This window comes from Herminiimonas sp. NPDC097707, from assembly GCF_044761395.1.
Lineage (GTDB): Bacteria > Pseudomonadota > Gammaproteobacteria > Burkholderiales > Burkholderiaceae_D > Oxalicibacterium.
Genome location: NZ_JBIWCI010000001.1, coordinates 2486762 through 2512792, shown reverse-complemented (window position 1 = coordinate 2512792; position 26031 = coordinate 2486762). Strand labels below are relative to the sequence as shown.

Below are 26031 nucleotides of genomic sequence, written 5' to 3'. Positions count from 1 at the left end.
ATAATACCGTTTTTGCGCCGCCACTGCGGCGCTTTATCACGCGGATTTTCATCATGAACAAAGCTGCTTCTCCCATCAAGCTGGAAGGTGTGTCCAAGCCGCGCGGCAAGCGCTGGGATCATCTGGAGCTGCTGGAGCGTATCGATGCATCCGGCTCCATCTCGGCCGCCGCCAGCGCAATGGGCATGAGTTACAAGGCCGCATGGCAGGCCGTGGAAGCCATCAACAATCTGTCGCACGAACCTCTGGTGGTGCGCCAGCCAGGCGGCAGCACCGGCGGCGGCACCTGCCTGACCGATTACGGACGTCGCCTGGTCGCCACTTACCGACGGCTGGAACAGGAGTGGGCCAGCGCGCCCGCCGCCATCGGCCGTTCCATGAGCGATTTCGATCAGTATTACCGCATGACTAGGAGATTCGATATGCAAACCAGTGCGCGCAACCAGTTTCTCGGCACCGTCTCGGCAGTAAAAATGGGCGCCGTAAATGCAGAGATCATTCTCGATATCGGCAACGGCGAAGAACTGGCCGCCATCATCACCAACGACAGCGCCGAACATCTGGGACTGGAAGTCGGCAGCGAAGCCTACGCGCTGGTGAAAGCACAATGGATCATTCTGGCTGTCGGCGACGACATCAAGACCAGCGCACGCAATCGTCTGAGCGGCACCGTGGTGCGCTGCCAGGAGGGCGCCGTGAATGCAGAAGTCGTGATCGAACTGCCGGGCGGCAAAACCATCGCCTCCATCATCACGAATGAAAGCGTCAAGATACTCGGCCTGAAAGAAGGCGTACGCGCCTCCGCTCTGATCAAGGCTTCGCACATCATTCTGGCGGTGGCCGCCTAGGATTTTCCATCCGTTTTTCAACTCGCTTATAACCCGCTATCATGAAAAAAATCTCTTGCTCCCTCCTTGCCGCTTTGCTGTCGCTCGGCCTGTCCGCATCCGCCTTTGCTGAAGAAGTCCAGGTTGCCGTTGCGGCCAACTTTACTGCGCCGATGAAAGCCATCGCCGCCGATTTTGAAAAAGCCACCGGTCACAAAACCGTGCTGTCCTTCGGTTCGACCGGCAAGTTTTATTCGCAAATCACGAATGGTGCGCCGTTCGAAGTTTTCCTCGCAGCAGACGATGAAACACCCATCAAGCTCGAGAAGGAAAACGGCATCGTTGCCGGCTCGCGCTTTACTTATGCCATCGGCAAACTGGTGTTGTGGTCAGCCAAACCTGACTTCGTTGACGCCAAAGGCGAGATCCTGAAAAAAGGCAGCTTCGATCACATCGCACTGGCCAATCCCAAACTCGCACCTTACGGTGCGGCTGCCGTTGAAACCATGAACAAACTCGGTGTGCAGGAAAAACTGCAAGCCAAATTCGTGCAGGGCGACAGCATAGGTCAGGCTTTCAGCTTCGTTTCCACCGGCAATGCCGAACTTGGTTTCGTCGCGCTGTCGCAAGTCTATGAAGGCGGCAAAATCAAGAGCGGTTCCGCCTGGATCGTGCCTGCTAACCTGCATAATGCAATTCGCCAGGACGCTGTTATCCTGAGCAAAGGCAAAGACAACAAGGCCGCCAGCGCATTGATCGAATACCTGAAATCGGAACCGGCAAAAGCCGTCATCCGTTCCTTCGGTTACGACCTGTAATTTAATCATCGCAGGAAAGTGAAGACGCAGATTGCTGAATGATCCCAACTTCGACGCGATCTTCCTGACGCTCAAGCTCGCCGGCCTCACCACCGTCATTCTTCTTGTCATAGGAACGCCGCTGGCGTGGTGGCTGGCGCGTTCGCGCTCGTGGATCAAGGGACCGGTCGGCGCCATCGTGGCGCTGCCGCTGGTGCTGCCGCCCAGCGTGCTCGGTTTCTACCTGCTGGTCACCATGGGGCCCGATGGCCCTATCGGCAAGTTGACCCAGGCCCTCGGCATCAACCCGTTGCCCTTCAGCTTTGCCGGCCTGGTCGTCGGCTCGGTGTTTTACTCGATGCCGTTTGTCGTGCAACCGATCCAGAATGCCTTTGAAGCCATGGGCGAACGTCCGCTGGAAGTGGCCGCAACCTTGCGCGCTTCACCGCTGGATACCTTTTTCAGCGTCACGCTGCCATTGGCAAAACCCGGCTATCTAACGGCCATCGTGATGGGCTTTGCACATACCGTCGGCGAGTTTGGCGTGGTGCTGATGATAGGTGGAAATATCCCGAAAGAGACGCGCCTGATCTCGGTACAGATTTACGATCATGTGGAAGCGCTGGAATACGCGCAAGCGCATTGGCTGGCAGCCGGCATGGTGGTATTCGCGCTGCTGGTGCTGGTCGCGCTATACACCTTGAATCCAACCGGACGGCGCAAATGAGCGGCACGACCGATCACATCAAGGCCCGCTTCAAGGTCGACTACAAGGCCTTCGCGCTGACAGTCGATCTGGCGCTGCCCGGTCGCGGCATCACCGCCTTGTTCGGCGCCTCCGGCTCGGGCAAGACGACCTGCCTGCGCGTCATTGCCGGACTGGAACGCGCTGCGGATGTCTATCTGGAAGTCAACGGCGAGGTATGGCAGGACGATGCGCGCAACATTTTTCTGCCTACCCATCAACGCCCGCTCGGTTATGTGTTCCAGGAAGCCAGCCTGTTCGCCCATTTGAATGTGCAGCGCAATCTGGAATACGGTATGCGCCGCATCGCAAAGTCGGCGCGCCATGTATCGCTGGATCACGCGGTGTCGCTGCTCGATATCTGCCACCTGCTGCAACGCAAGCCGGATAAGTTATCCGGCGGCGAGCGGCAGCGCGTCGCCATCGCACGTGCATTGGCCACCAGCCCGCGCATCCTGCTGATGGATGAACCGCTGGCGGCACTCGATGCAAAACGCAAGGCAGAGATCATGCCGTATCTGGAACGGCTGCATGATGAACTCGACATCCCGGTGCTGTACGTCAGCCATTCGGCGGATGAAGTGGCGCGACTGGCCGATCATCTGGTGCTGCTCGAAACCGGCAAGGTCATTGCCAGCGGCGCCACCCAGGATTTGTTGACGCGACTGGACCTGGATGTGGCGCATGGCGATGCCGCCAGCGCTCTGGTGACTGCCACCATCAGCGCACACGATCCCGATTACCTTCTGAGCTCGGCGACATTTTCCGGCGGCCAGCTGCTGCTGCCGCAGCAAAGTGCCACGATAGGACAACAGGTGCGCATCCGCGTACAGGCGCGCGACGTGAGTTTGAGTCTGGCGCCACAACGCGACAGCAGCATCCTCAATATCGTCGCGGCAACGGTGACGGAATTATCCGACGATGCGGCAGGTCAGGTAATGGTGGGACTGGATGCGAAGGGCACCCGTCTGCTTGCGCGCATTACGCGCAAATCCTGTGTGGCAATGGAGCTGGCACCCGGCAAATCGCTGTATGCACAGATCAAGGGTATTGCGATTCTGAAATAGGGTGCTGGCTGGACGCGCTCAGACTGCAGCCTTCGCGTGCCCGAATGCTTCGGACAGCAACAGGATTTTTCCTGTATCGCTGGAATCGTAACCAGCCAGGCCGTTGATGACCTTGCGGAAATAACCGGACTGCACCACATCGATCACCAACTGGATCAATGGATCGTCCATGATGGCCAGCGGCAGTGCGAGGAAATAGCGTTCGCGTATCAGCGGAATAAAATCCAGGCTGAAGCGATGCGCCGCCGTTTGCACGCCGACGCCCACATCCGCCATGCCACTTGCTATGTAAGCCGCGACCGCCGAATGCGTGAATTCATTGCTTTGATAGCCTTCGATATCGAAAGGCGAAACATTCGCCCCCGCCAACATCAATTCCAGCAACATCCGCGTGCCCGAACCGACCTGACGATTGACGAAACGCACACCCGGCCGCGTCAAATCCTGCAGGGTGAGAATTTTTTTCGGATTACCCGGCGCTACAAACAAACCCTGGCTGCGCACCGCCAGATGGATCAGGCAATGTTCACGCGGGTTCAGCCATTGGGTGTAACGCTCCACGGCCTTTTTCTCAAACTCGCCTAGCGGCACGTGAAAACCGGCCAGATCGCATTCATTGCGCGACAAGGCTGCCACTGCATCGGTGCTGTTGCGATAGCGCAGATCAACCGGCAGATTGGCTTCCGTCAATTGATGCAACAGCGCATCGACTGCAAAACCATGGCTGGCATCCAGCCGGATCGGTTTGGTTTTGCCGACGATGGTTTTGCCGATTTCGCTTTCCAGTTCGGAAGCCAGACTTTCCAGCGTGGGCGACAGGCGTGCGCGTATGCGTCTATCGGCCCAGATCAGTTTTTCCGCCAGCGGCGTCAGCGTCGTACCACGGCCACGATCGGTATTCAGCAGGGACGTGCCGAACAGCTTTTCAGCCTCGCGCAGCAAACCCCATGAGTAGCGATAGGACAAATCGACCAGACGCGCTGCCTTGGAAATGGAGCCGGTCTTCTGGATTGCCATCAACAGGGATAGCAAAACCGCTGTATCCAGCGGCGTGTCCGTGCTCTGTGCGATTTCCCAATGAGGATTGATGACGACTTTGAACATATCAAAAACCTATGTGGCGTTTACGCCGCTTTTATTTATATGCAAAAGATAGCCTATTGAAGCTGGTCTTTCTGGATGCTACCGTTCAGATATTGCAGAGGTTTGCCTGCAAACTATATGCTATATAAAACATATATACAAGATAATTTTCAACAAGGAAGCAGTATGGTTTCGTTCGATTTCACGACTTCGCGGCACACGCCATTGCCATCGATGTCGTTCACAGGAGTCTCTTTATGAGCGCTGAACACACTTTCGATATGGCCGCGGTCGAGTCTATCATCGCAAGCCGCAAGGAAATGCCAGGAGCATTGTTGCCTATTTTGCACGACATTCAAAATTCGGTGGGATATATTCCGTCGCTTGTCGTGCCGGCCATCGCCGACGGCCTCAACATCTCGCGCGCTGAAGTACACGGTGTGATCACCTATTATCACTTCTTCCGCCAGCATCCGGCCGGCAAGCACGTCATACAAATCTGCCGCGCCGAAGCCTGCCAGGCACGCGGTTGCGAATCGCTGGTCGATCACGCGAAAGAATTGCTCGGCTGTGACTTCCATCAAATTACCGATGACGGCAAATTCTCGCTGGAAGTCGTCTACTGCCTCGGCCAATGCGCCAGCGGCCCGGCGATCCAGATTGACGACGACCTGTACGCACGCGTTTCCAAAGAAAAATTCAACAACCTGATTCAAGCGAAGCGAGGTTTGCAATGAGCGCAACTAAGTCCGTCACGATTTTTGTCCCGCGCGACTCGACCGCACTGGCACTCGGCGCGAATGAAACTGCCGCTGCCATCGCCCGCGAAGCAAAAGCACGCGGCATCGATATCAAGCTGGTACGCAACGGTTCGCGCGGCATGTTCTGGCTCGAGCCACTGGTTGAAGTCGCAACCGATGCCGGCCGTATCGCCTTTGGCCCGATCGAAGAGCACGAAGTTGCAGGCTTGTTCGACGCCGGCTTTACCACTGGCAAGGCTGAGAAACAAACGCATCCAAAAGCTCTGGGCCTGACCGAAGAAATTCCTTACCTGAAAAAACAGGAACGCCTGCAATTTGCGCGCGTCGGCATTACCGATCCGGTTTCACTGGATGATTACCTGGCGCATGAAGGTTATGTCGGCCTGAAAAAAGCCATCGCGATGGAGCCTGCTGCCATTGTTCAGGAAGTGACTGATTCCGGCCTGCGTGGTCGCGGCGGTGCGGCTTTCCCTACCGGCATCAAATGGAAAACCGTACTCGGCGCGGAAGCAGATCAAAAGTACATTGCCTGCAACGCCGATGAAGGCGATTCCGGCACCTTCTCCGATCGCATGGTGATGGAAGACGATCCCTTCATGCTGATCGAAGGCATGACCATCGCCGGCCTCGCTGTCAACGCCACTGAAGGTTATATATATGTACGTTCCGAGTATCCGCACTCGATCGCCAATCTGAACGAAGCAATCGTTGCAGCGAACAAAGCTGGTTACCTTGGTGAAAACATTCTGGGTTCCGGCCGCACCTTCAACCTGCAAGTGCGCAAGGCAGCTGGCGCCTACGTTTGCGGCGAAGAAACTGCGATGCTGGAAAGCATCGAGGGCAAACGCGGCCTGGTGCGCGCCAAACCGCCGCTGCCGGCGCTGCAAGGTTTGTTCGGCAAGCCAACTGTCATCAACAACGTGATTTCCCTGTCGGCGGTGCCATTGATCCTGTCGCGCGGCGCCACCTTCTACAAAGACTTCGGCATGGGCCGTTCGCGCGGCACCCTGCCCATGCAACTGGCCGGCAATCTGAAATACGGCGGCCTGGTGGAAAAAGCATTCGGCGTCACCTTGCGCGAATTGCTGTACGACTTTGGCGGCGGTTCGGAATCGGGCCGTCCGATACGCGCAGTGCAGGTTGGCGGCCCGCTCGGCGCCTACATGCCGGAGTCGCTGTTCGATACACCGTTCGACTATGAAGCTTTTGCAGCAGTCGCATCGACCGTCGGTCATGGCGGCCTCGTCGCTTTCGACGACACCGTCGACATGGCCAAACAGGCGCGTTATGCGATGCATTTCTGCGCCGTCGAATCATGCGGCAAATGCACACCGTGCCGGATCGGTTCGACACGCGGCGTGGAAGTAATGGACAAAATCATCGCGAATCAAAATCGGCCTCAGCAAATTCATCTGCTGCGCGACTTGTGCGATGTGATGGTCACGGGATCGCTATGTGCGATGGGCAATATGACACCGTTCCCGGTGTTGTCCGCCCTGAATCACTTCCCTGAAGATTTTGGCGATCAAAAATTGGCATCTGCTGCTTAAGCTGAGAGACAGGAGCGAAACATGAACGTATTAAATGGTATCGATTACGGTACACCGAAAAGCACTTCCGAAAATATGGTCACGCTGGAAATCGACGGCGTAAACGTCACCGTACCGCAGGGCACATCCGTCATGCGTGCAGCGGCAGAAGTCGGCATCAATGTGCCGAAACTGTGCGCCACCGACAGCCTGGAAGCATTCGGCTCCTGCCGTCTGTGTCTGGTTGAGATCGAAGGCCGCCGCGGCTATCCGGCATCGTGCACCACGCCGGCGGAAGCCGGCATGAAGATCAAGACGCAAACGCCCAAACTGGCTGACATACGTCGTGGCGTGATGGAGTTGTACATCTCCGATCACCCACTGGACTGTCTGACCTGCCCAACCAACGGCAATTGCGAACTGCAAGACATGGCGGGCGTGGTCGGTCTGCGCGACGTGCGTTACGGCTACGATGGCGAAAACCATCTGAAGCTGGAAAAAGACGAATCCAATCCTTACTTCACTTACGACGCATCGAAATGCATCGTCTGTAACCGCTGTGTACGCGCCTGCGAAGAAACCCAGGGCACCTTCGCGCTGACCATCGACGGTCGCGGCTTTGCCTCGCGCGTCGCGGCAAGCCAGAACGAAAGCTTCATCGAATCGGAATGCGTATCCTGCGGCGCCTGCGTGGACGCCTGCCCAACGGCAACCCTGACTGAAAAAACCGTCATCATGATGGGCCAGGGCGAACACAGCAAAATCACCACCTGCGCATACTGCGGTGTCGGTTGCTCGTTCAAGGCTGAAATGAAGGGCAACGAAGTTGTCCGCATGGTGCCGAATCCGGACGGCAAGGCCAACCAGGGTCATGCTTGCGTCAAGGGTCGTTTCGCATGGGGTTATGCAACGCATAAAGACCGCATGTTGAAACCGATGATCCGCAACAAAATCACCGACCCATGGAAAGAAGTTTCGTGGGAAGAAGCCGTCAACTACACCGCCTCGGAATTCAAGCGTATCCAGGCTAAATACGGCAAGGATTCGATCGGCGGCCTGGTTTCTTCGCGTTGCACCAACGAAGAAGGCTACCTGGTTCAAAAACTGGTGCGCGCTGCGTTCGGCAACAACAACGTTGATACCTGCGCCCGTGTTTGCCACTCACCTACAGGCTACGGTCTGAAAGTAACGCTGGGAGAATCGGCCGGTACACAAACCTTTGAATCGGTGATGAAATCCGATGTCATCGTTGTGATCGGTGCCAACCCTGTAAATGCGCATCCAGTGTTCGCTTCGCAAATGAAACGTCGTATTCGCCAAGGCGCGAAACTGATCGTGGTCGACCCACGCACCACCGAAATGGTCAAGTCGCCGCACGTACAAGCGGACTACCATTTGAAATTGATGCCGGGTACTAACGTCGCGATCGTCAATGCATTGGCATACGTGATCCTGAGCGAAAAACTGCACAAGCCGGAATTCATCGCTGAGCGTTGCGAAGCTGACTCGTTCAAGGAATGGGAACACTTCATCCTCCAGGAAGAAAATTCTCCTGAAGCGGTGGAAAAAATCAGCGGCGTCCCAGCTGAAGAAATCCGTGCTGCAGCACGCATGTATGCAAACGCCAAAAACGGTGCGATTTATTACGGTCTCGGTGTAACCGAACATGCACAAGGTTCGACCACTGTGATCGGTATCGCCAACCTGGCGATGGCAACCGGCAATATCGGTCGCGAAGGCGTGGGCGTCAATCCGCTGCGCGGTCAAAACAACGTGCAAGGCTCCTGCGATATGGGTTCCTTCCCGCACGAATTGCCAGGCTACCGTCACGTTTCGGATTCCACCACACGCGCTGAATTCGAAGCGGCATGGAATTGCGTACTCGATCCAGAACCAGGCCTGCGCATTCCAAACATGTTCGATGCCGCGCTCGACGGCACTTTCATGGGCTTGTATTGCCAGGGTGAAGACATCGTCCAATCCGATCCGGATACGCAACACGTCACCGCCGCGCTGGAAGCGATGGAATGTATTGTTGTGCAGGATATCTTCCTGAATGAAACCGCAAAATACGCACACGTGTTCCTGCCGGGTTCGTCCTTCCTGGAAAAAGACGGCACCTTCACCAATGCAGAGCGCCGCATCTCGCGCGTACGCAAAGTGATGCCGCCAAAAGCCGGCAAAGGCGATTGGGAAGTCACCTGCATGCTGTCGAATGCGCTTGGCTATCCAATGAGCTACAAACATCCGCGTGAAATCATGGATGAAATCGCGTCCCTGACACCGACCTTCACCGGCGTGAGTTTCAAGCGTATCGACGAGCTTGGCGGCAGTATCCAGTGGCCATGCAACGATGCAGCGCCAGAAGGTACGCCAACCATGCATATCGGCGAGTTCGTACGGGGCAAAGGCAAGTTCATCGATACCAAGTACTTCGGTGCCGGCGAAAAAGTTACCCGCAAGTTCCCGTTGATTCTGACGACCGGCCGCATCCTGTCGCAGTACAACGTCGGCGCGCAAACCCGTCGCACGCATAACAATATGTGGCATAGCGAAGATAGGCTCGAGATCCATCCGCAGGATGCAGAAGATCGTGGCATCAAGCACAACGATTGGGTCGGCATCGAATCGCGTGCCGGTCAAACCGTGTTGCGTGCAGAAATTACGGAGAACGTGCAGCCTGGTGTGGTCTACACCACCTTCCACTTCCCTGAATCCGGCGCCAACGTGATTACGACCAGCTCGTCCGACTGGGCAACCAACTGTCCTGAGTACAAAGTGACGGCGGTGCAAGTCATGCCGGTTACCCAGCCGTCGGAATGGCAGCGTACTTACAACCGCTTCAATACCGAACAGGAAAGCTTTGCCAGCGACAAGTTGATTCCCAAAGAAGTATCAACGGCCGGCAAGTAAGGGACAAGGCGAGTTTGATGAATGCCATCACCAATGAAGAGCGCACTGCGCTGGTTCGCGTCTCAGTAGAAAAATGGGATGCGGATCGGCGCAAATTCTGCGAGGACGATGTCGCAGAAGAAGTACCGATCGCTTTGGAATACAACGGCATCTCGCATGCAGTGATGCTGGCGTCGCCTTACGATCTGGAAGACTTTGCACTCGGCTTTTCACTCAGTGAGGGCATACTGAAAGACAAGTCTGAACTGTACGATTGCGAAGTAGTGCCGGGATGCGAAGGTATACAGGTACAGATGCAAATTGCGACGGAACGCTTTGTCGCGTTGAAAGGCAAGCGTCGCAACCTGACCGGTCGCACCGGCTGCGGACTGTGTGGCGCTGAAACATTGGCGCAGGCAGTTCGCCATCCGGACCCTGTTACAGGAGGCGCCTCGTTTTCCGGCGAGCAGATTCATGCCGGCATGAAAGCCATGCAGGAAAAACAGCGCCTGCAGCGCCATACCGGCGCAACGCATGCAGCAGCGTGGATGAATGCGGACGGCTCCATTGATCTGGTACGTGAAGATATCGGCCGCCACAATGCGCTGGATAAATTGATCGGTGCAATGGCAAATGAAAAACGTGATTTCGCCAATGGCGCCGCGCTGATTACCAGCCGCGCCAGTTATGAAATGGTGCAGAAATCGGCAACGATGGGCATCGCTTTTCTGGCCGCCATTTCTGCGCCTACCAGTCTGGCAATTAAATTGGCCGAAGAAGCAAACGTCACGCTGGTCGGATTCATTCGCAGCAACAGTCATGTCGTATACGCGCAATCGCATCGATTGATACGCGATATAACCAAGTAAAGGAAAAAGTATGAGTCACAGCACCGTAGATAATTTAATTACCATGGCAAACCAGATCGGTGATTTTTTCGAGACCATGACGGATCGCACGCAATCGCTGAAAGATATCAGCGGCCATCTGAAGCGCTCATGGGCGCCGCCTATGCGCCGCAAACTGATGGAGCATGTAGAACACGGCGGCGACGGATTGAAAGACATCGTGCTGGAAGCATTACGGACGAATAAAGTCATTTAACCCGGTTTCATCGCAGCAACCTTGTTGTAATTGTTGCTGCACATTAATATGGCTGCGCACCATTCGCGGTTCACAGCCATTCTTATTAGCTCTTCAGGAGGAATCATGTCACGTCGTTCACTACTTCGTTTTGCCTCGGTCGCTTTGGCCGCCGCGCTGGTCACACCATTCGGCTTTGCCCAGCAAATCATCAAGCTATCGACCACTACGAGTACCGAAAGCTCCGGCTTGCTGCCGTATATCCTGCCTGACTTTGAAGCCAAGACCAATTCCAAGGTACACGTCATCTCGGTCGGTACCGGCAAGGCCCTGGAACTGGCAAAGAACGGCGACGTCGATGTCACGCTGGTGCATGCCCGCACGCTGGAAGACAAGTTCGTGGCTGAAGGCCATGGCGTCGATCGCCGTGACGTGATGTACAACGATTTCATCATCGTTGGACCCAACAGCGATCCTGCCGGCATCAAGGGCAGCACCGATGTTATCGCGGCCATGAAGAAGATCGTCGACAGCAAAGCCAAATTCATTTCGCGCGGCGACAATTCCGGCACTGACGTGATGGAGAAAAAATACTGGAAGGAAGTAGGCTCACAACCGCAAGGCAGCGCTTATGTCTCCGCGGGGCTGGGTATGGGTGAAGTGCTGACGATGGCTGCTGAATTGCAGGCATACACGCTGAGCGATCGTGCAACCTACGGTGCCTATCGTGCCAAAACAGGTTTGACGATTGCAGTACAAGGCGACAAGAAAATGTTCAATCCTTACGGCGTGATTGCAGTCAATCCGGCAAAACATCCAGGCGTCAACTACAAGGGTGCGAAGCAATTCATCGATTACCTGACTTCACCTGAAGGTCAAAAGAAAATCGCTTCGTACAAAATTGAAGGCGAACAGCTGTTCTTCCCGTCGGCAAAATAAAGTCCTGATCCTGCCAGCCTTTTACTTTAAGGCTGGCAAAGAAAAAGAGGGCGGAAACAAAAAAGCGCGGATCTCCGCGCTTTTTTAATGGCCTTCGAATACGTCTTCGCTGGCGATTTTCAATTCTTTGGCTTCTTCAACCATCCTGCGATGTGCGATGCGTTTGCGCATGATCTCCGCATGTTGTTGTGCCGTCATTGGCGGCGTAGTCATCAGCTCTTTCAACAATGCGATATTGGTGTAGTTGTTTTTAATGAGACGGCCCAAGTTGCTTGACTCCGTAGTTAAGTATCAACATCACTGCCCCACCCGAACGACCGGCAGGACAATCGAAAACAATCACGTTACAGTATATTGCACCAATTTAAAGTCTTTATCACGACAGTTGGAAAAATAGCCGCCTCAAACAACAAAAAACGACAGCGCAATAGACGAAAAAAAGCCCCGCTGGCTTAGGCTGCGGGGCTTAAAACCTTCCTTGAGAGGGAGGAGGAGACACGGTAAAAATTTGTTTGCCAGGATCACCGCTGATGACCTAACGTTTCAGGCGCCGTCCAACGCTTGGCCATGCGCGCAATACCTGGCCGCAGTACCTGCGTCACTATCATGCCGATCAGTCCGCCGCTGCCGCTTAGCAAGGCCACGGCAAACAACTCTTGCACACGTAGCGACCACGGCAGCATTCGTGCGATATAACCGGTATGAAGTTTGCGTACTAAAATTTGCATCAACGAAAACCTATTTAATGCGTTAAGCAGTAAGCTGCTTCCATGCGCAACTGTGCGGCGAGTTGCGGTTGAGTCTGTGCAATGCGGTTTGCCTTGCTGTTCAATGCAAAACGCGATTTGACCTGAACTTGTGGCTGAGCTGCGACTGCAACGACAGGTTTTGCAAGCTCTGGAGCATAAGCCTGCATACGCAGCTTGGCTGCCAGCTCCGGTTGAGTTTGCGCAATCTGGTTAGCTTTACGGTTCAACGCGAACACTGTTTGTACCGGGCTTTTAACGTAAGGCTTGCCTGCTTTTGCGACCACAACAGCTTGACGTGGCGTCAGAATCAGCAAAGCGGTGCGCAGGGCGGTAACAGCCAATGGCTTGAACAGCAGGACCAAGGCAGCGACGAGCGCCAAGCCTATCAGTGGGCGCGCAGGAGCGTAGGCGAAGCCGATGGCAGCCAATGCAACCGGAATCGCGATAGCGGCTTGGCTGGAATAGGAGTTATTCGATAATGTAGACATGATAATTTCCTCTTTTTTAATAATTAATCTGTGTTGTTGCATTGCAGTATAGGTATGATAGAGATATAAATCCAATTACAATATAGGATACCAGTTATACCTTTCATGAATATGACTGGCCTTTGCTAGCTTTACTACCTTTGCTGATAAAAATATGAGTTTTCTTACACTGGATTTAAACCTGCTGCGCGTATTCGACGCTGTGATGACCGAGCAGAATCTGACCCGCGCCGCAAATTTATTGGCAATGACACAACCTGCCGTGTCGAATGCCTTGCGTCGCCTGCGCGATGCTCTGGGCGATGAGCTGGTGATTCGTACCGCGCATGGTGTCAAACCAACTTCGCGGGCAACCGAACTGTGGCCTGTTGTGCGTCGCGCCTTGTCCGATCTGGAAACTGCCGTAACGCCCGATACTTTCGACGTATCCCGCGCCACTACAACGTTTCGCATGGCCATGGCCGATGCAACAGCCGCCTTGTGGCTGCCTTTTCTCGTGCGCGCAATCGAAAAAGAAGCGCCTGGCCTGAATGTACGCATGGTGCCTCTGACCACGCGTGAACCGCGGCCGATGTTGTTGCGCGGCGATATCGATCTGGCAATAGGATTTTTCCCTGGAGTCGCAGCGCAACTGGCAAGCGGTCAAAATACTGCCGTTTCGCAAATTCGGCATGAGCGTTTGTATACGGGCGAATACGTCTGCGTGATGCGCAAAAATCATCCTTTGGCAAAAGAGGAACTGACACTGGATACATATTGTGCGGCGCACCATTTACTCGTGAGCTTTTCCGGTCGCGCCAAAGGTTTGATGGACGATGCCTTGTCCGAAGTCGGACGCGAACGCCGTATTTTGTTGACGGTTAATCAGTTTTTTACTGCGGGGAGGGTCGTCGCAAGTTCGGATTTGATTACGGTATTGCCGCGCCACCTGATCGCCTCGACCGGCATGGAAGAGGCCTTGATCGCCAAGGATTTGCCATTCAGCTTGCCGGAAGTTCACGTCGATATGCTGTGGCATGAACGCGACGCACGCAATCCTGCGCATAAATGGTTGCGCGAACAATTGATCACCAGTACGGATGACGGTATCGGGCGGGTTAAAAAACGTCGTTGACCATCATTGTTATTTACCCTTGAAACCCGCTTGCAGCGGGTTTTTTATTACCTAAAAGTATCTTTGCCTGGCACGGTACGCTTCCTTGAAGAAATATCTTATTGAACTCGCAAGTTGTAAATTCGTCATACCTGCTCGATCCCTCACCGATTAGAGTTTTATGCCACGCACGAAAAAAATAATGTTGTGGAGCGCGATCGGGTCATCTGCGATCCTATTTGCCTGTGTCATCTTCCTGCTTGCGTTTGACTGGAACCATGCTCGACCATGGATCAACACGCACGTCAGCGCAGCCATAGGACGCGACTTTGCCATCAACGGCGATTTGGAGCTCACCTGGCAACGTTCGCAAGTGAGTACCGGCACCTGGCGCGACTGGGTGCCAGTGCCGCGACTGAGCGCGCACGACGTCTCGCTGAGCAATCCCGACTGGTCCCGAGGCGGCCCCAATATGGTGGAAGTCGGCCACATCACTTTTTCCGTCTATCCCTTGCCTCTACTCAACAAGACCATCGTTATTCCAACCCTGCAACTGGATGACCCTATCGTAAAACTGGAGCGCATGCGCGACGGCCGGAATAACTGGACCTTCAAGCAAAATGCACCCTCTGCGTGGACGCTGGATTTGCAGGGCCTGCTTTTCTATAAAGGCGAAGTGAGCCTGAAGGATGAAATCAAGCATATTGATGCAAAAGCCAGTATCGATACGCTGGAGCCGAGTGCTGCCAACGATTTTGTGATGGACTGGAAATTGTCCGGCACCTTCAATGGCGCCCGTATCAGCGGTGATGGCAAGGCCGGGGCCCTGCTGGCATTGAAAAACGTGGACAAGCCCTTTCCCTTGCAGGCCCAATTGAATGTAGGACAAACCTCGATTCGGGTAAAAGGCAGCGTTACCAAGCCGCAGGATCTGGCGGCGATCGATATGCAATTGCACCTATCCGGCGCCAGCATGGCCGATCTTTACCCTCTAACAGGCATCACCTTGCCAAAGACGCCGGAATTTTCCACCGAAGGACATCTGATAGGCACCACCAATGCGCTTGGCGGCAAATGGACTTACGATAAATTCCGCGGCAAGGTAGGCGAAAGCGATATCAGCGGTACGCTGATGTATGAATCGAAAAAGCCGCGCCCCTTGTTGTCTGGCGATGTAGTTTCCAAGCTGCTGCGATTAAGCGATCTGGGCCCCATCATCGGCGCCGATTCGAATGAAAGTAAAAAAGAGCGCGGTGTGGCCGCCAGTCAGCCGGAAAACAAGGTCTTGCCGGTAGAAAAATTCACCACCGAACGTTGGGGCAGCATTGATGCCGATGTAAGGATAAGCGGTCGTAAAATCATCCGCGACGCATCCTTGCCAATTGAAAATCTGGATACGCATTTGAAATTGAATGATCGCGTCGTGACGCTGATGCCATTAAATTTCGGTGTTGCCGGTGGCAATATGATTGCCAATATCAAGCTGGATGGCCGCAACGATATCATCAAGGCGGAAGCAAAGATCTCGGCGCGTCACTTGAAACTCAAGCAGCTATTTCCAACCTTCCAGCCTATGCAAGCCAGCTTCGGCGAAATCAATGGCGATACCTCGCTGTCTGCTACCGGCAACTCCATCGCCAGCATGCTGGCAAGCTCGAATGGTGAAATCAAGGCACTGATCAATGAAGGCACGATCAGTAAATTACTGCTGGAACAGATAGGCTTGAATATCGGCAATATCATCTTGTCTGAACTGTTTGGCGACAAGCAGGTACAGCTCAATTGCATGGCATCCGATCTGACCGTTACCAACGGCATCGTTCAGACCCGGACGCTGATCGTGGATACCGACGACGCGACGCTTTATATCACAGGAAAAATCGACCTGGCGCAGGAAAAACTGGATTTGACCATCAATCCAAAAAGCAAGGGTTTGCGTATCGTTTCCCTGCGTACGCCTTTATATGTGGCTGGCGATTTCAAAAATCCGAAGGTAAATGTAGACAAAGGCGTATTGGCATTGAAAGCCGGTAGCGCAATTGTACTCGGCGCATTGGCACCGGTAACGGCGCTCTTGCCGCTGGTGAATGTAGGCTCGGATGAGAATAATAAATGCAAGGTTCTGTTGAAAGAGGCCCAAGCCAAACCTGTTGCACCGCCACCAGGCAAAACCTATAAAGGCAAAGTCAGGAATCCGGCATAAGAACAGCTTTTCCTGTCGCTTTACTTGATCCTGCTTGCCTGTTGCACGCATAGACGAATTACTCAAACTGCCTGTGGATAAGTCTCTGCAAAAAAGGTGAATAGCATGTGGATAATGCCGACAAATCCATCTGCCTGTTTTTTATGCAGAATCTATCCTGCGCCGATACACCCTTTATGCCGACTTTATACTTCCTTCAAGTCCTTGATTCCTTTTCGTTTACTTCCCTTATCCACAGAAAACCGCCTGCGTTAACTATTACTACTAAACATATATATAAACAATTAAGTTAAAACCAGATTCGCCACCTATCACTCAAAAAAATGGAAAATCAAAAACAAAAGACATGTTCTTGATTTTCCATGCATCAAGTCAAAGCTCGTTCACCTTGATTTATCGCGATAAATCGTTTGACGATGCAATATGCATAATGCGCTGCAATCTTTTCCAGAAATTGCACAAAATCGACAGGCGAATCTTCATTCGCACCATCTGAAATAGTCCGCACAATGGCAAATGGAATGCCAAACTCAAAACAGACTTCAGCCACTGCTGCACCTTCCATTTCAACTGCCAGTACGTCTTGCAGCTTATCTGTGATTTTTCGCAATTGCTCGTCATGAGCAATAAATTCGTCGCCGCTTGCAATCAAACCTTCATATACCAGCGGCTGTAACAGGTGGAATTGCTGTTTGTCATGGTCAGCAATGGCTGAATGAAAATCGGTGCGAATGAATTCCTGCGCTGCATTGAATAATTGTTTCGACAATATCTGATCGGAATAGAAATGCGAGAGTCCGGTGAGCGGTACTTCATAACGTGGAAATAAAGGTTCAGCATTCATATCATGCTGGACCAGCTGTCTGGCAACCACGATATCGCCAACGCGAAGCCTTGAATCGGCTGCTCCTGCCACGCCAGTGAAGATAATGTGGCTGACTCCGAACTTTTCGATCAAAGTTGCTGTGGTGGCTGCTGCTGCGACCTTGCCTATGCGCGACAACACGCAAACACATTCAATTCCCCATAAACGACCGCTTACATAATCCCGCATGCCGCGCGTCGTCGTTACGACATCCTCCATGATCTCGATCAAGCCGGCCTGTTCTTCACGTAAAGCGCTAATAATTCCTAGTCTGACTGGATGAAAGTTCATGGTTTATCAATAAATGGATGAGGAATTCTTGTAAAGGCTTATGATTTTTTTCATTTTGATGCTTCGATGAGGTTTCTGGTTTTAACTTAATTGTTTATATATATGTTTAGTAGTAATAGTTAACGCAGGTCATTTTCTGTGGATAAGGGAAGTAAACGAAAAGGAATCAAGGACTTGAAGGAAGTATAAAGTCGGCATAAAGGGTGTATCGGCGCAGGATAGATTCTGCATAAAAAATTTGAGACTTTTCTTCACACCTTTATCCACAAGCTATCCCCGTCTTTTGCAGAGGCTTATCCACAGCGCCTGGAGTGATCATAAGCAATTAAATTGCGGCCTCGTGGTAGTCTTTTACACACGCTGTTACAGCTTCCGAACTTGAAAAATCCTTATCTTGAGGGAATAGCAATGAAGAATTCTGCAGTTTCAACGATAGAACATTACATCAATGGGCATTTGACGAAAACGGTAGGAGGCGGGCAGCAGCCTGTGTTCAATCCGGCTACAGGCGAAATCAGTGCGAATGTGGTTCTGGCCAGCCACGCGGATGTGCAGACAACGGTTGCGGCAGCCAAAGCCGCCGCGCCGGCATGGGCCGAGATGGCACCGTTGAAACGGGCGCGCATCCTGTTCAAATTCAAGGATTTGATAGAGAAGCATCACAATGATCTGGCGGCGGCGATTACGCGCGAGCACGGCAAAGTGTTTTCAGATGCCAAGGGTGAAGTCACACGCGGGCTGGAAGTGGTGGAGTTTGCCTGTGGCGTGCCGCAATTATTGAAAACCCAGTTTTCCGACAATATTGGTGGCGGCATCGATAACTGGAATTTGCGTCAACCGCTGGGCGTAACTGCAGGGATTACACCCTTCAACTTTCCTTTCATGGTGCCGATGTGGATGGCGCCGGTGGCACTGGCAACCGGCAATACCTTTATCCTGAAGCCATCAGAGCGCGATCCCTCGCCATCCTTGATGGTAGCTGAGCTCCTGCATCAGGCGGGCTTGCCTGACGGCGTTTTCAATGTCCTGCAGGGTGATAAACGTGCTGTCGATGGCTTGTTGCAGCATCCGGATGTAAAAGCGGTTTCCTTTGTCGGTTCCACACCGATCGCGGAATATATTTATCAGGCCGGTGCAGCACGAAAAGGACCGTATCCATTACGGGTGCAGGCTTTGGGCGGCGCAAAGAACCATCTGGTGGTGATGCCGGATGCCAATCTGGAACAGGCGGTTGATGCCTTGATAGGCGCCGCTTACGGTTCGGCGGGCGAGCGCTGCATGGCGATTTCCGTTGCCGTCGCGGTTGGCAGCGTTGCGGACAAACTGGTTGCCGCCCTGATACCGAGAGTGAAATCGCTGAAAGTCAAAAATGGTATGGAGAGCGATGCTGAAATGGGACCGGTGGTCAGTGCGGCGCATAAAGCAAAAATCGAAGGCTACATAGAAGCAGGCGTCAAGTCTGGAGCAAAGTTGCTGGTAGATGGTCGTGGTTTGACGGTAGATGGACACAGTAACGGATTTTTTCTAGGTGGTTGCCTGTTCGATAATGTGACGCCGGAAATGACGATCTACCAGGAAGAGATTTTTGGCCCGGTGTTATGCGTAGTCCGTGTGCCGGATTTCTCCGCGGCCCTGGACTTGATTAATGCACATGAATTCGGCAATGGCGTTGCTCTCTTTACTTCAGATGGAAATACGGCGCGCGAATTTTCGCGCCGGGTCGAAATCGGTATGGTGGGTATCAATGTACCCATTCCGGTACCTATGGCCTGGCATTCCTTCGGTGGCTGGAAGCGTTCGATGTTCGGCGATACGCATGCCTATGGCGAAGAGGGCATCAAGTTTTATACGCGCTACAAATCGATTATGCAGCGCTGGCCCGAGTCCATCAGCAAAGGCGCAGAGTTCGCCATGCCGACCAGCAAGTAGGCTTTAAGTAATGACATCCTGTCAGTGGATTGTAAGTAGGGACTGCGATGATGTTTATTTAATGCAATATCAGTAACAGTAATTCAACCATCAATAATAACGATAGAGACAATGGCCGAATCCGCAGGGAAGTATGACTACATCATAGTAGGAGCAGGAACGGCCGGTTGCGTACTGGCCAATCGATTGACGCAAGATCCGAACATATCGGTTCTGTTGCTGGAAGCGGGGGCGAAAGACGATTACTTTCGGGTGCATCTGCCTATAGGCTTTCTGCATGTGAACGACAATCCGCGTACCGACTGGCGCTATCGTACCCAAGCGGATGCCGGTTTGAACGGACGTAGCCTGCCTTACCCCAGCGGCAAGATTCTCGGCGGCTCATCCTCCATCAATGGGATGATTTATCAGCGCGGACAGGCACAGGACTATGATCGCTGGGCGGAATTGACGGGCGATGCGAGCTGGGCTTGGGATCAGGTCTTGCCCCTGTTTAAAAAAAGCGAAGATTACTCTGCGGGTGCCAGCGACTTCCACGGTGCAGGAGGTGACTGGCGGGTGGAAAAGCAGAAATTGCGATGGGATATTCTGGATACCTTCCGTACGGCGGCTGCACAAAGCGGCATTCCGGAGATGGATGATTTCGGTCGCGGCAGTACGGAAGAGGGCTGCGCTTACTTCGATATCAATCAAAAGAGCGGCTTGCGATTGAATACAGCCAAGGCTTTCTTGCGCACAATCATGCGACGCGGCAATCTGGACATCATGACCGGATCGCAGGTAACACGTTTGATCACGCAGAAAACCGAGAGCGGCAATGTATGCACGGGAGTTGAATTTTTTGGTGGCGGTCAGGAATGGACGGCGGATGTTTCACGTGAAACAATCCTGTCTGCCGGCACATTCGGCTCGCCGCAGATATTGCAGCGTTCCGGAATAGCTTCGTCTGCCTTGTTGCAGCAATGCGGGATCGCGCTGGTGCAGGATCTGCCTGGCGTCGGCGAAAACTTGCAGGATCATTTGCCGTTGCAAATGACATTCAAAATAAGCGGTGCAAAATCCCTGAATACGATGCGGCGTGGTTGGCTGGGTACGGCGGCAATGGGTCTGGAATATCTGCTGAAAAAGAATGGCTTGTTATCCACCGTCCCGACACCCCTGGGTGCAATGCTTCGTTCCGATCCGGCGCAGGCGGCGCCCAATCTTTCCTATCAAATCCAGCCCTGGTCGCAAGCATCTCCTGGCGCTTCGCTGGATTCTTTCCCGGCTTTTACCGTCCGCGTTTGCAATGTAAAGCCGAGTGCACGGGGCTATGTGCGCATCACTTCGCCGGATGCTCAGGCATCACCGCTTATTGCGATGAATTACCTGAGTACGCCGGAAGACCGGCAGGTTGCGCAGGACGCCATACGTTTGACGCGCAAAATTGTCGGAGCGCCAGCCTTGCAGGCATATGCCTTGCAAGAGATGAAAACCGACGATGACTTGTTATCTTTGGCAGGGAGCATCGCCGTAGCGGGTGCAAATCCGGTGGGTACCTGCAAGATGGGCAGAGACGATGATGCGCAGGCCGTGGTGGACAGCAAATTGCGTGTGCGCGGCATTGCCGGCTTGCGTGTTGCCGATGCCTCCGTGATGCCCTATATTACCGCCGGCGATACGAGTGCCACGACGATTCTGATTGCGGAAAAAGCCGCGCGCCTGATCCGGGCGGCACGGGCCTAGCGCATGAACGGACTTTTAAGGTAAAGAAGTGGCATGGAAGATTATGTAATTCTGGCCGTGGCGGCGTTTGTGGCCGGGATGATAGACGCGGTGGTGGGCGGCGGCGGCCTGATACAGCTTCCGGCATTATTCTCCACGCTGCCGAATGTCGCGCCGGCAACGCTGCTGGGCACCAGCAAGCTGGCCGGCGTCTGGGGTACGGGTGCGGCGGCTCTGGGTTTTGCTCGCAGGGTGAGGGTGCAATGGAGTACCGCAGTGCCGGCTGCCATGGCTGCATTTGTGCTGTCTTTTGCCGGCGCTTATACGGTGACGCATATTCCACCGGATTTCATACGCAAGCTTTTACCTTTCATCCTGGTCGCGGTTGCTGCCTATACCTTTGCAAAGAAAGACTTCGGCAGTATTCATGCCCCGTTGCATATAGGCGGGAAGGAGAGGGCATGGGCCATACTGGTCGGTGGCGGCATAGGCTTCTATGATGGTTTTTTCGGTCCGGGCACCGGGAGCTTTCTGGTTTTTCTGTTTGTCCGCTTCTTCGGCTTTGATTTCCTGGGTGCCTCGGCAGTAGCCAAGGTTGTGAATGTCGCCTGCAATATTGCCGCCTTGATGTGGTTTGGTTATAGCGGACATTTGTTGTGGCAGCTCGGTGCCGTGATGGCAGTCTGCAATGTGCTGGGTTCTTTGATCGGCATTCGGCTGGCGCTGCGCCATGGCAGCGGTTTTGTGCGGAAACTGTTTCTGGTCGTGGTGACGGGGCTGATCCTGAAGACTGGCTACGACGCATTTATTGCCGGGTAATGTGCGCAGGTTTTGTTTCACGTGAAACAAAACCGCATCTAATTTGTCAGTAAAAGTCGGTAGCGGGGAAATAAAGCTGAAAAGACTTTATAATCTCGCCTCTGCTTACCGTCTCATCGAGGCGCATTATGATCTTTCCTACCAAATTTGATGTCATTGTTGTCGGCGGCGGTCACGCCGGGACTGAAGCCGCGCTGGCTTCCGCGCGCATGGGTCAATCGACTCTGCTGCTTACGCACAATATAGAAACGCTGGGGCAAATGTCCTGCAATCCGTCCATAGGCGGTATCGGCAAGGGCCATCTGGTCAGGGAAGTCGATGCAATGGGCGGCGCGATGGCGATTGCCACTGACGAAGCCGGCATTCAATTCCGCATCCTGAACTCATCAAAAGGTCCGGCCGTACGCGCAACCCGTGCGCAGGCCGACCGTATTCTGTACAAACAGGCGATCCGTTCGCGCCTGGAGAATCAGCCGAATCTGTGGTTGTTCCAGCAGGGAGTGGATGATTTGCTGGTTGAGGGTGATCGCGTCGTTGGTGCGGTCACGCAAGCGGGCATTCAGTTCCGCGCGCGCGCGGTGGTGCTGACGGCCGGGACTTTCCTCGATGGGAAAATCCATATCGGCATGAATAACTACTCGGCGGGCAGGGCGGGTGATCCGCCGGCGATTTCCCTGTCGGCACGCCTGAAGGAATTGACGCTGCCGCAAGGGCGCTTGAAAACCGGTACGCCGCCACGCATAGATGGGCGTTCCATCGATTTTTCGGTGATGGCAGAGCAGCCTGGTGATCTTGATCCGATTCCAGTGTTTTCGGTCATGGGTTCGGTTGCCATGCATCCTCAGCAGATGCCTTGCTGGATTACGCATACCAATGAAAAAACTCATGACCTGATTCGCGGCGGACTCGATCGCAGCCCTATGTACACCGGCATGATCGAAGGCGTCGGGCCGCGCTATTGCCCATCGATAGAAGACAAGATTCATCGTTTCGCCGGCAAGGAATCGCATCAGATTTTCCTTGAGCCTGAGGGCTTGACCACCAACGAATACTATCCAAACGGCATCTCCACCAGCCTGCCATTCGATGTTCAACTGGCCTTGGTGCAATCGATGCGCGGCCTGGAGCATGCACATATCCTGCGCCCCGGTTATGCGATCGAATACGATTACTTCGATCCGCGCGGCTTGAAGGCTACGCTGGAAACCAAGGTGATCCAGGGCTTGTTTTTCGCCGGCCAGATCAACGGCACCACAGGTTACGAAGAGGCGGCGGCGCAAGGGATGCTGGCGGGTATCAATGCCGCATTACAAATACAGGAGCGCGATGCCTGGACGCCGCGTCGCGACGAGGCTTACCTTGGCGTGCTGGTCGACGACCTGATTACCCAGGGTGTGCTGGAGCCGTACCGCATGTTTACCAGCCGTGCCGAATACCGTTTGAGTTTGCGTGAAGACAATGCCGACATGCGCCTGACGGACGTCGGCCGCAAGCTGGGTTGCGTCGGCGATGTGCAATGGGCGCTGTTCGAGGCCAAGCGCGAAGCGGTTGCACGCGAACTGGAGCGCCTGCGTTCGACCTGGGTCAGTCCCCGTATTCTGGCTGAAGCAGAGGCAGAGCGTGTGTTAGGTAAAGGCATAGAGCGTGAGTATGCGCTAGCTGACTTGCTGCGCCGCCCGAACGTGACATACGAAACCCTGATGAGCTTGAAGGGCATGGATGGTCAGGATCTCGGCGGCCCAGGCGTTGCCGAACCCGCCGTCCGCGAGCAGGTCGAGATCCAGTTGAAGTACGCTGGCTACATTGACCGGCAGGCAAGAGAAGTCGAACGCCACGATCATTACGAGAATCTGAAACTGCCGGCCGAGTTCGACTATATGGCGGTCAAAGGCCTGTCGATAGAAGTGCGGCAGAAGCTGACCAAGCAAAGACCGGAAACGCTGGGCCAGGCTTCGCGTATTTCCGGCGTCACGCCGGCGGCTATTTCATTGATGCTGGTGCACCTGAAAAAAGGCGGCTTCAAGGAGTTCGCTGCATTACCACCTAACACTGAAGCTGCTGCATGAAGGCATTTGATCGTCCCGCATTAACTGCAATTCTGGCTGAAGGCGCACGCGGTTTGTCGCTGACTTTGAGCGAGGCGCAGATCACGAAGCTGATCGATTATCTGGCCTTGATGGTGAAGTGGAACTCGGTCTACAACCTGACTGCCGTGCGCGATCCGCTGCAAATGGTCTCGCAGCATTTGCTTGATTCCTTGGCTGCCGTATCCGCCTTTGCCGGCGCAAAAAAGGTGCTGGACGTCGGTGCCGGTGGCGGTTTGCCTGGCATCGTGCTGGCGATCTGGGCGGCGGAAGCGGAGCCTGAAATGCGCGTATCGCTGATCGATACCGTGCACAAGAAGACGGCTTTTCTGACGCAGGTAAAAGCCGAGCTCGGACTGGCGAATGTCAGTGTGCATACTGCCAGGGTGGAACAATGGAATGCGCCGCACAAATTCGATGTCATTACGTCGCGCGCCTTTGCCGAGTTAAGTGATTTTGTTAACTGGTCCGGGCATTTGCTGGAAGAGGGTGGTGAATTTATCGCATTGAAAGGTGTTGCGCCGGATACGGAAGTGGCGCACTTGCCCGTCGGCTGGAAGGTGAGGGAGGTGCGCCCATTGCAAGTGCCTACTTTGCAGGCAGAACGTCACCTGATTTTCATTGTAAGAGGCTAGACATGAAAAAGTTTTTTATTCTGGCAGCGTTCGTGTGTGGAAGTTTTTCCAGCCATGTGGGGGCGCAGGAAGTAAGGTCGGTAGCGCAGGTCGATCTCGCGCGCTACGTCGGCAAGTGGTACGAAATCGCACGCTTCCCGAATGGCTTTCAAAAGGGCTGCGTGGCAAATGTCAGCGCGCAATACAGCAAACGTGAAGACGGTGACATTGACGTCATCAATCGTTGCAAGGAAGGCGATGGCAAGCAGGAAGAAGCGATTGGGCGCGCGCGTGTCGTCGATAAGTTCAGCAATGCCAAACTGAAGGTGCGCTTTGCGCCGGACTGGTTGGGCTGGCTGTCTTTCGTCTGGGCTGATTACTGGATCATCGATCTGGCGCCGGATTACTCGATCGCTGCAGTGGGTGAAGCGTCGCGTGAATATCTGTGGATACTGGCGCGTACACCGACCATCCCGGCCAGCGAATATGAGGCCGTCGTCAATCGCATCACTGCACAGGGTTTTGATACATCGAAACTGGTAAAAACCAGACAGGATTAGCAGCAGGGCAAAGGGAGACAGTTGTCGTGAGTACTTCTTCGCGACAAATGCTTTTGATGGATCGTCAGCTCACATTGACTATTAAATAAAAACGAGAACATGGCAAAAATTTTTTGTGTCGCCAATCAAAAAGGCGGTGTCGGCAAAACCACTACCGCAGTCAATCTGGCAGCAGCCCTTGCGCAATTGAACCAGCGGGTATTGCTGGTGGATCTCGATCCGCAAGGCAATGCAACGATGGGTGCCGGCATCAACAAGGCCGAGCTGAAATCGTCTATCTATGAAGTGCTGCTCGGCATGGCCGATGTGGCGACGGCACGCGTGACTTCCGAGACTGGCAGGTTCGATGTGCTGCCGGCCAATCGCGAACTGGCGGGTGCCGAAGTCGAGATGGTCGAGCTGGATAATCGTGAAAAGCGTCTGAAGGATGCCTTGAACGCAGTCGATGCAGAATACGATTTCATGCTGATCGATTGCCCGCCTGCCTTGTCGATGCTGACGCTGAACGGGCTGTGCGCAGCGCACGGCGTGATCATTCCGATGCAGTGCGAATACTATGCGCTCGAAGGCTTGTCGGATCTGGTCAACACGATCAAGAAAGTGCATGCAAAGCTGAATACCGATTTGAAAATCATCGGCTTGTTGCGCGTGATGTTCGATCCGCGCATGACCTTGTCGCAGCAGGTATCGTCGCAGCTCGAACAGCATTTCGGCGACAAGGTATTCAAGACCATCATCCCGCGCAATGTACGTCTGGCGGAAGCGCCGTCGTATGGCATGCCGGGTATCAACTTCGATCCGTCCTCGAAAGGTGCGCAGGCTTATTTAGCCTTCGGCGCAGAAATGGTTGAGCGGATCAAGATAATTTAAAACATCGCAAATTTTGCGGGCGGGGATACGCCTCGTCGC

General features: G+C 54.0%; 24 protein-coding genes. 19 read left to right on the top strand and 5 right to left on the bottom strand.

Going from position 1 to position 26031, the window contains the following annotated elements:
- Positions 1–53 precede the first annotated feature (53 nt).
- From ACIQW9_RS12240 to modC, 4 genes are read left to right on the top strand one after another with little or no spacing between them, the layout of a single operon-like run.
- The gene (locus tag ACIQW9_RS12240) at positions 54–848 is read left to right on the top strand and encodes a TOBE domain-containing protein (protein ID WP_402337151.1); all 795 of its coding nucleotides are present in this window, start codon (positions 54–56) and stop codon (positions 846–848) included.
- A gap of 41 nt (positions 849–889) precedes the next feature.
- Positions 890–1645, top strand: coding sequence for a molybdate ABC transporter substrate-binding protein (gene modA, locus ACIQW9_RS12235; protein ID WP_402337148.1), 756 nt, complete (start codon positions 890–892; stop codon positions 1643–1645).
- A 31-nt stretch (positions 1646–1676) separates the two neighbouring features.
- On the top strand, positions 1677–2351 hold the full coding sequence (gene modB, locus ACIQW9_RS12230; protein ID WP_402337145.1) for a molybdate ABC transporter permease subunit: 675 nt from the start codon (positions 1677–1679) through the stop codon (positions 2349–2351).
- Complete coding sequence (gene modC / locus ACIQW9_RS12225) at positions 2348–3436, top strand: molybdenum ABC transporter ATP-binding protein (RefSeq protein WP_402337142.1); 1089 nt, start codon at positions 2348–2350, stop codon at positions 3434–3436. The genes modB and modC overlap by 4 nt, the downstream gene beginning before the upstream one ends.
- Before the next feature lie 18 nt (positions 3437–3454).
- On the opposite strand, the gene ACIQW9_RS12220 is transcribed toward modC, so the two are convergent.
- Positions 3455–4540: a substrate-binding domain-containing protein gene (locus ACIQW9_RS12220; RefSeq protein WP_402337139.1), complete on the bottom strand. Its 1086-nt coding sequence runs from the start codon at positions 4538–4540 to the stop codon at positions 3455–3457.
- Between the two features lie 236 nt (positions 4541–4776).
- On the opposite strand from ACIQW9_RS12220, the gene ACIQW9_RS12215 reads away from it, so the two are divergent.
- The 6 genes from ACIQW9_RS12215 (at position 4777) to ACIQW9_RS12190 (ending at position 11723) form a co-directional block, all read left to right on the top strand.
- Positions 4777–5256: a formate dehydrogenase subunit gamma gene (locus tag ACIQW9_RS12215; RefSeq protein WP_402337137.1), complete on the top strand. Its 480-nt coding sequence runs from the start codon at positions 4777–4779 to the stop codon at positions 5254–5256.
- Positions 5253–6830, top strand: a complete 1578-nt coding sequence (locus tag ACIQW9_RS12210) for a formate dehydrogenase beta subunit (RefSeq protein WP_402337134.1) — start codon at positions 5253–5255, stop codon at positions 6828–6830. Before ACIQW9_RS12215 ends, ACIQW9_RS12210 begins: the two co-directional genes overlap by 4 nt.
- Positions 6831–6851: 21 nt before the next feature.
- The gene (gene fdhF, locus ACIQW9_RS12205; RefSeq protein WP_402337131.1) at positions 6852–9722 is read left to right on the top strand and encodes a formate dehydrogenase subunit alpha; all 2871 of its coding nucleotides are present in this window, start codon (positions 6852–6854) and stop codon (positions 9720–9722) included.
- Positions 9723–9739: 17 nt separating this feature from the next.
- Positions 9740–10570 carry a formate dehydrogenase accessory sulfurtransferase FdhD gene (gene fdhD, locus ACIQW9_RS12200; RefSeq protein WP_402337128.1) on the top strand — a complete coding sequence of 277 codons (831 nt, stop codon included), beginning with the start codon at positions 9740–9742 and terminating at the stop codon, positions 10568–10570.
- A 10-nt stretch (positions 10571–10580) separates the two neighbouring features.
- Positions 10581–10805 (top strand): formate dehydrogenase subunit delta, encoded by a 225-nt coding sequence (locus tag ACIQW9_RS12195; protein WP_402337125.1) that lies wholly within the window; start codon positions 10581–10583, stop codon positions 10803–10805.
- Positions 10806–10910: 105 nt separating this feature from the next.
- The gene (locus ACIQW9_RS12190) at positions 10911–11723 is read left to right on the top strand and encodes an extracellular solute-binding protein (protein ID WP_402337122.1); all 813 of its coding nucleotides are present in this window, start codon (positions 10911–10913) and stop codon (positions 11721–11723) included.
- Positions 11724–11807: 84 nt separating this feature from the next.
- On the opposite strand, the gene ACIQW9_RS12185 is transcribed toward ACIQW9_RS12190, so the two are convergent.
- The 3 genes from ACIQW9_RS12185 to ACIQW9_RS12175 form a co-directional block, all read right to left on the bottom strand.
- Positions 11808–11990, bottom strand: coding sequence for a hypothetical protein (locus ACIQW9_RS12185; RefSeq protein ID WP_402338055.1), 183 nt, complete (start codon positions 11988–11990; stop codon positions 11808–11810).
- A 254-nt stretch (positions 11991–12244) separates the two neighbouring features.
- On the bottom strand, positions 12245–12451 hold the full coding sequence (locus ACIQW9_RS12180; RefSeq protein WP_402337119.1) for a hypothetical protein: 207 nt from the start codon (positions 12449–12451) through the stop codon (positions 12245–12247).
- A 14-nt stretch (positions 12452–12465) separates the two neighbouring features.
- Positions 12466–12960 (bottom strand): hypothetical protein, encoded by a 495-nt coding sequence (locus ACIQW9_RS12175; protein ID WP_402337116.1) that lies wholly within the window; start codon positions 12958–12960, stop codon positions 12466–12468.
- 154 nt (positions 12961–13114) lie between these two features.
- Between ACIQW9_RS12175 and ACIQW9_RS12170 the strand changes: the two genes are divergently transcribed.
- Together ACIQW9_RS12170 and ACIQW9_RS12165 are read left to right on the top strand one after the other, a co-directional pair.
- Positions 13115–14074 (top strand): LysR family transcriptional regulator, encoded by a 960-nt coding sequence (locus ACIQW9_RS12170; RefSeq protein ID WP_011872777.1) that lies wholly within the window; start codon positions 13115–13117, stop codon positions 14072–14074.
- A gap of 160 nt (positions 14075–14234) precedes the next feature.
- Positions 14235–16256 (top strand): AsmA family protein, encoded by a 2022-nt coding sequence (locus ACIQW9_RS12165; RefSeq protein WP_402337114.1) that lies wholly within the window; start codon positions 14235–14237, stop codon positions 16254–16256.
- Positions 16257–16623: 367 nt separating this feature from the next.
- On the opposite strand, the gene ACIQW9_RS12160 is transcribed toward ACIQW9_RS12165, so the two are convergent.
- On the bottom strand, positions 16624–17412 hold the full coding sequence (locus tag ACIQW9_RS12160) for a 5'-methylthioadenosine/adenosylhomocysteine nucleosidase (protein ID WP_402337111.1): 789 nt from the start codon (positions 17410–17412) through the stop codon (positions 16624–16626).
- Between the two features lie 408 nt (positions 17413–17820).
- Between ACIQW9_RS12160 and ACIQW9_RS12155 the strand changes: the two genes are divergently transcribed.
- The 7 genes from ACIQW9_RS12155 to ACIQW9_RS12125 all read left to right on the top strand — a co-directional run bounded on the left by ACIQW9_RS12155 (position 17821) and on the right by ACIQW9_RS12125 (position 25992).
- Positions 17821–19341 carry a CoA-acylating methylmalonate-semialdehyde dehydrogenase gene (locus ACIQW9_RS12155; RefSeq protein WP_402337108.1) on the top strand — a complete coding sequence of 507 codons (1521 nt, stop codon included), beginning with the start codon at positions 17821–17823 and terminating at the stop codon, positions 19339–19341.
- Between the two features lie 111 nt (positions 19342–19452).
- A complete protein-coding gene (locus ACIQW9_RS12150) occupies positions 19453–21066 on the top strand; it encodes a GMC family oxidoreductase (RefSeq protein WP_402337105.1) in 1614 nt (537 codons plus the stop codon).
- A gap of 33 nt (positions 21067–21099) precedes the next feature.
- A complete protein-coding gene (locus tag ACIQW9_RS12145) occupies positions 21100–21864 on the top strand; it encodes a TSUP family transporter (protein ID WP_402337102.1) in 765 nt (254 codons plus the stop codon).
- 128 nt (positions 21865–21992) lie between these two features.
- Positions 21993–23930 carry a tRNA uridine-5-carboxymethylaminomethyl(34) synthesis enzyme MnmG gene (mnmG, locus tag ACIQW9_RS12140; protein WP_402337099.1) on the top strand — a complete coding sequence of 646 codons (1938 nt, stop codon included), beginning with the start codon at positions 21993–21995 and terminating at the stop codon, positions 23928–23930.
- Positions 23927–24583, top strand: coding sequence for a 16S rRNA (guanine(527)-N(7))-methyltransferase RsmG (gene rsmG, locus ACIQW9_RS12135; RefSeq protein WP_402337096.1), 657 nt, complete (start codon positions 23927–23929; stop codon positions 24581–24583). The genes mnmG and rsmG overlap by 4 nt, the downstream gene beginning before the upstream one ends.
- A 2-nt stretch (positions 24584–24585) precedes the next feature.
- Complete coding sequence (locus ACIQW9_RS12130) at positions 24586–25122, top strand: lipocalin family protein (RefSeq protein WP_402337093.1); 537 nt, start codon at positions 24586–24588, stop codon at positions 25120–25122.
- A 99-nt stretch (positions 25123–25221) separates the two neighbouring features.
- Positions 25222–25992 carry a ParA family protein gene (locus ACIQW9_RS12125; protein WP_402337090.1) on the top strand — a complete coding sequence of 257 codons (771 nt, stop codon included), beginning with the start codon at positions 25222–25224 and terminating at the stop codon, positions 25990–25992.
- Positions 25993–26031 lie beyond the last annotated feature (39 nt).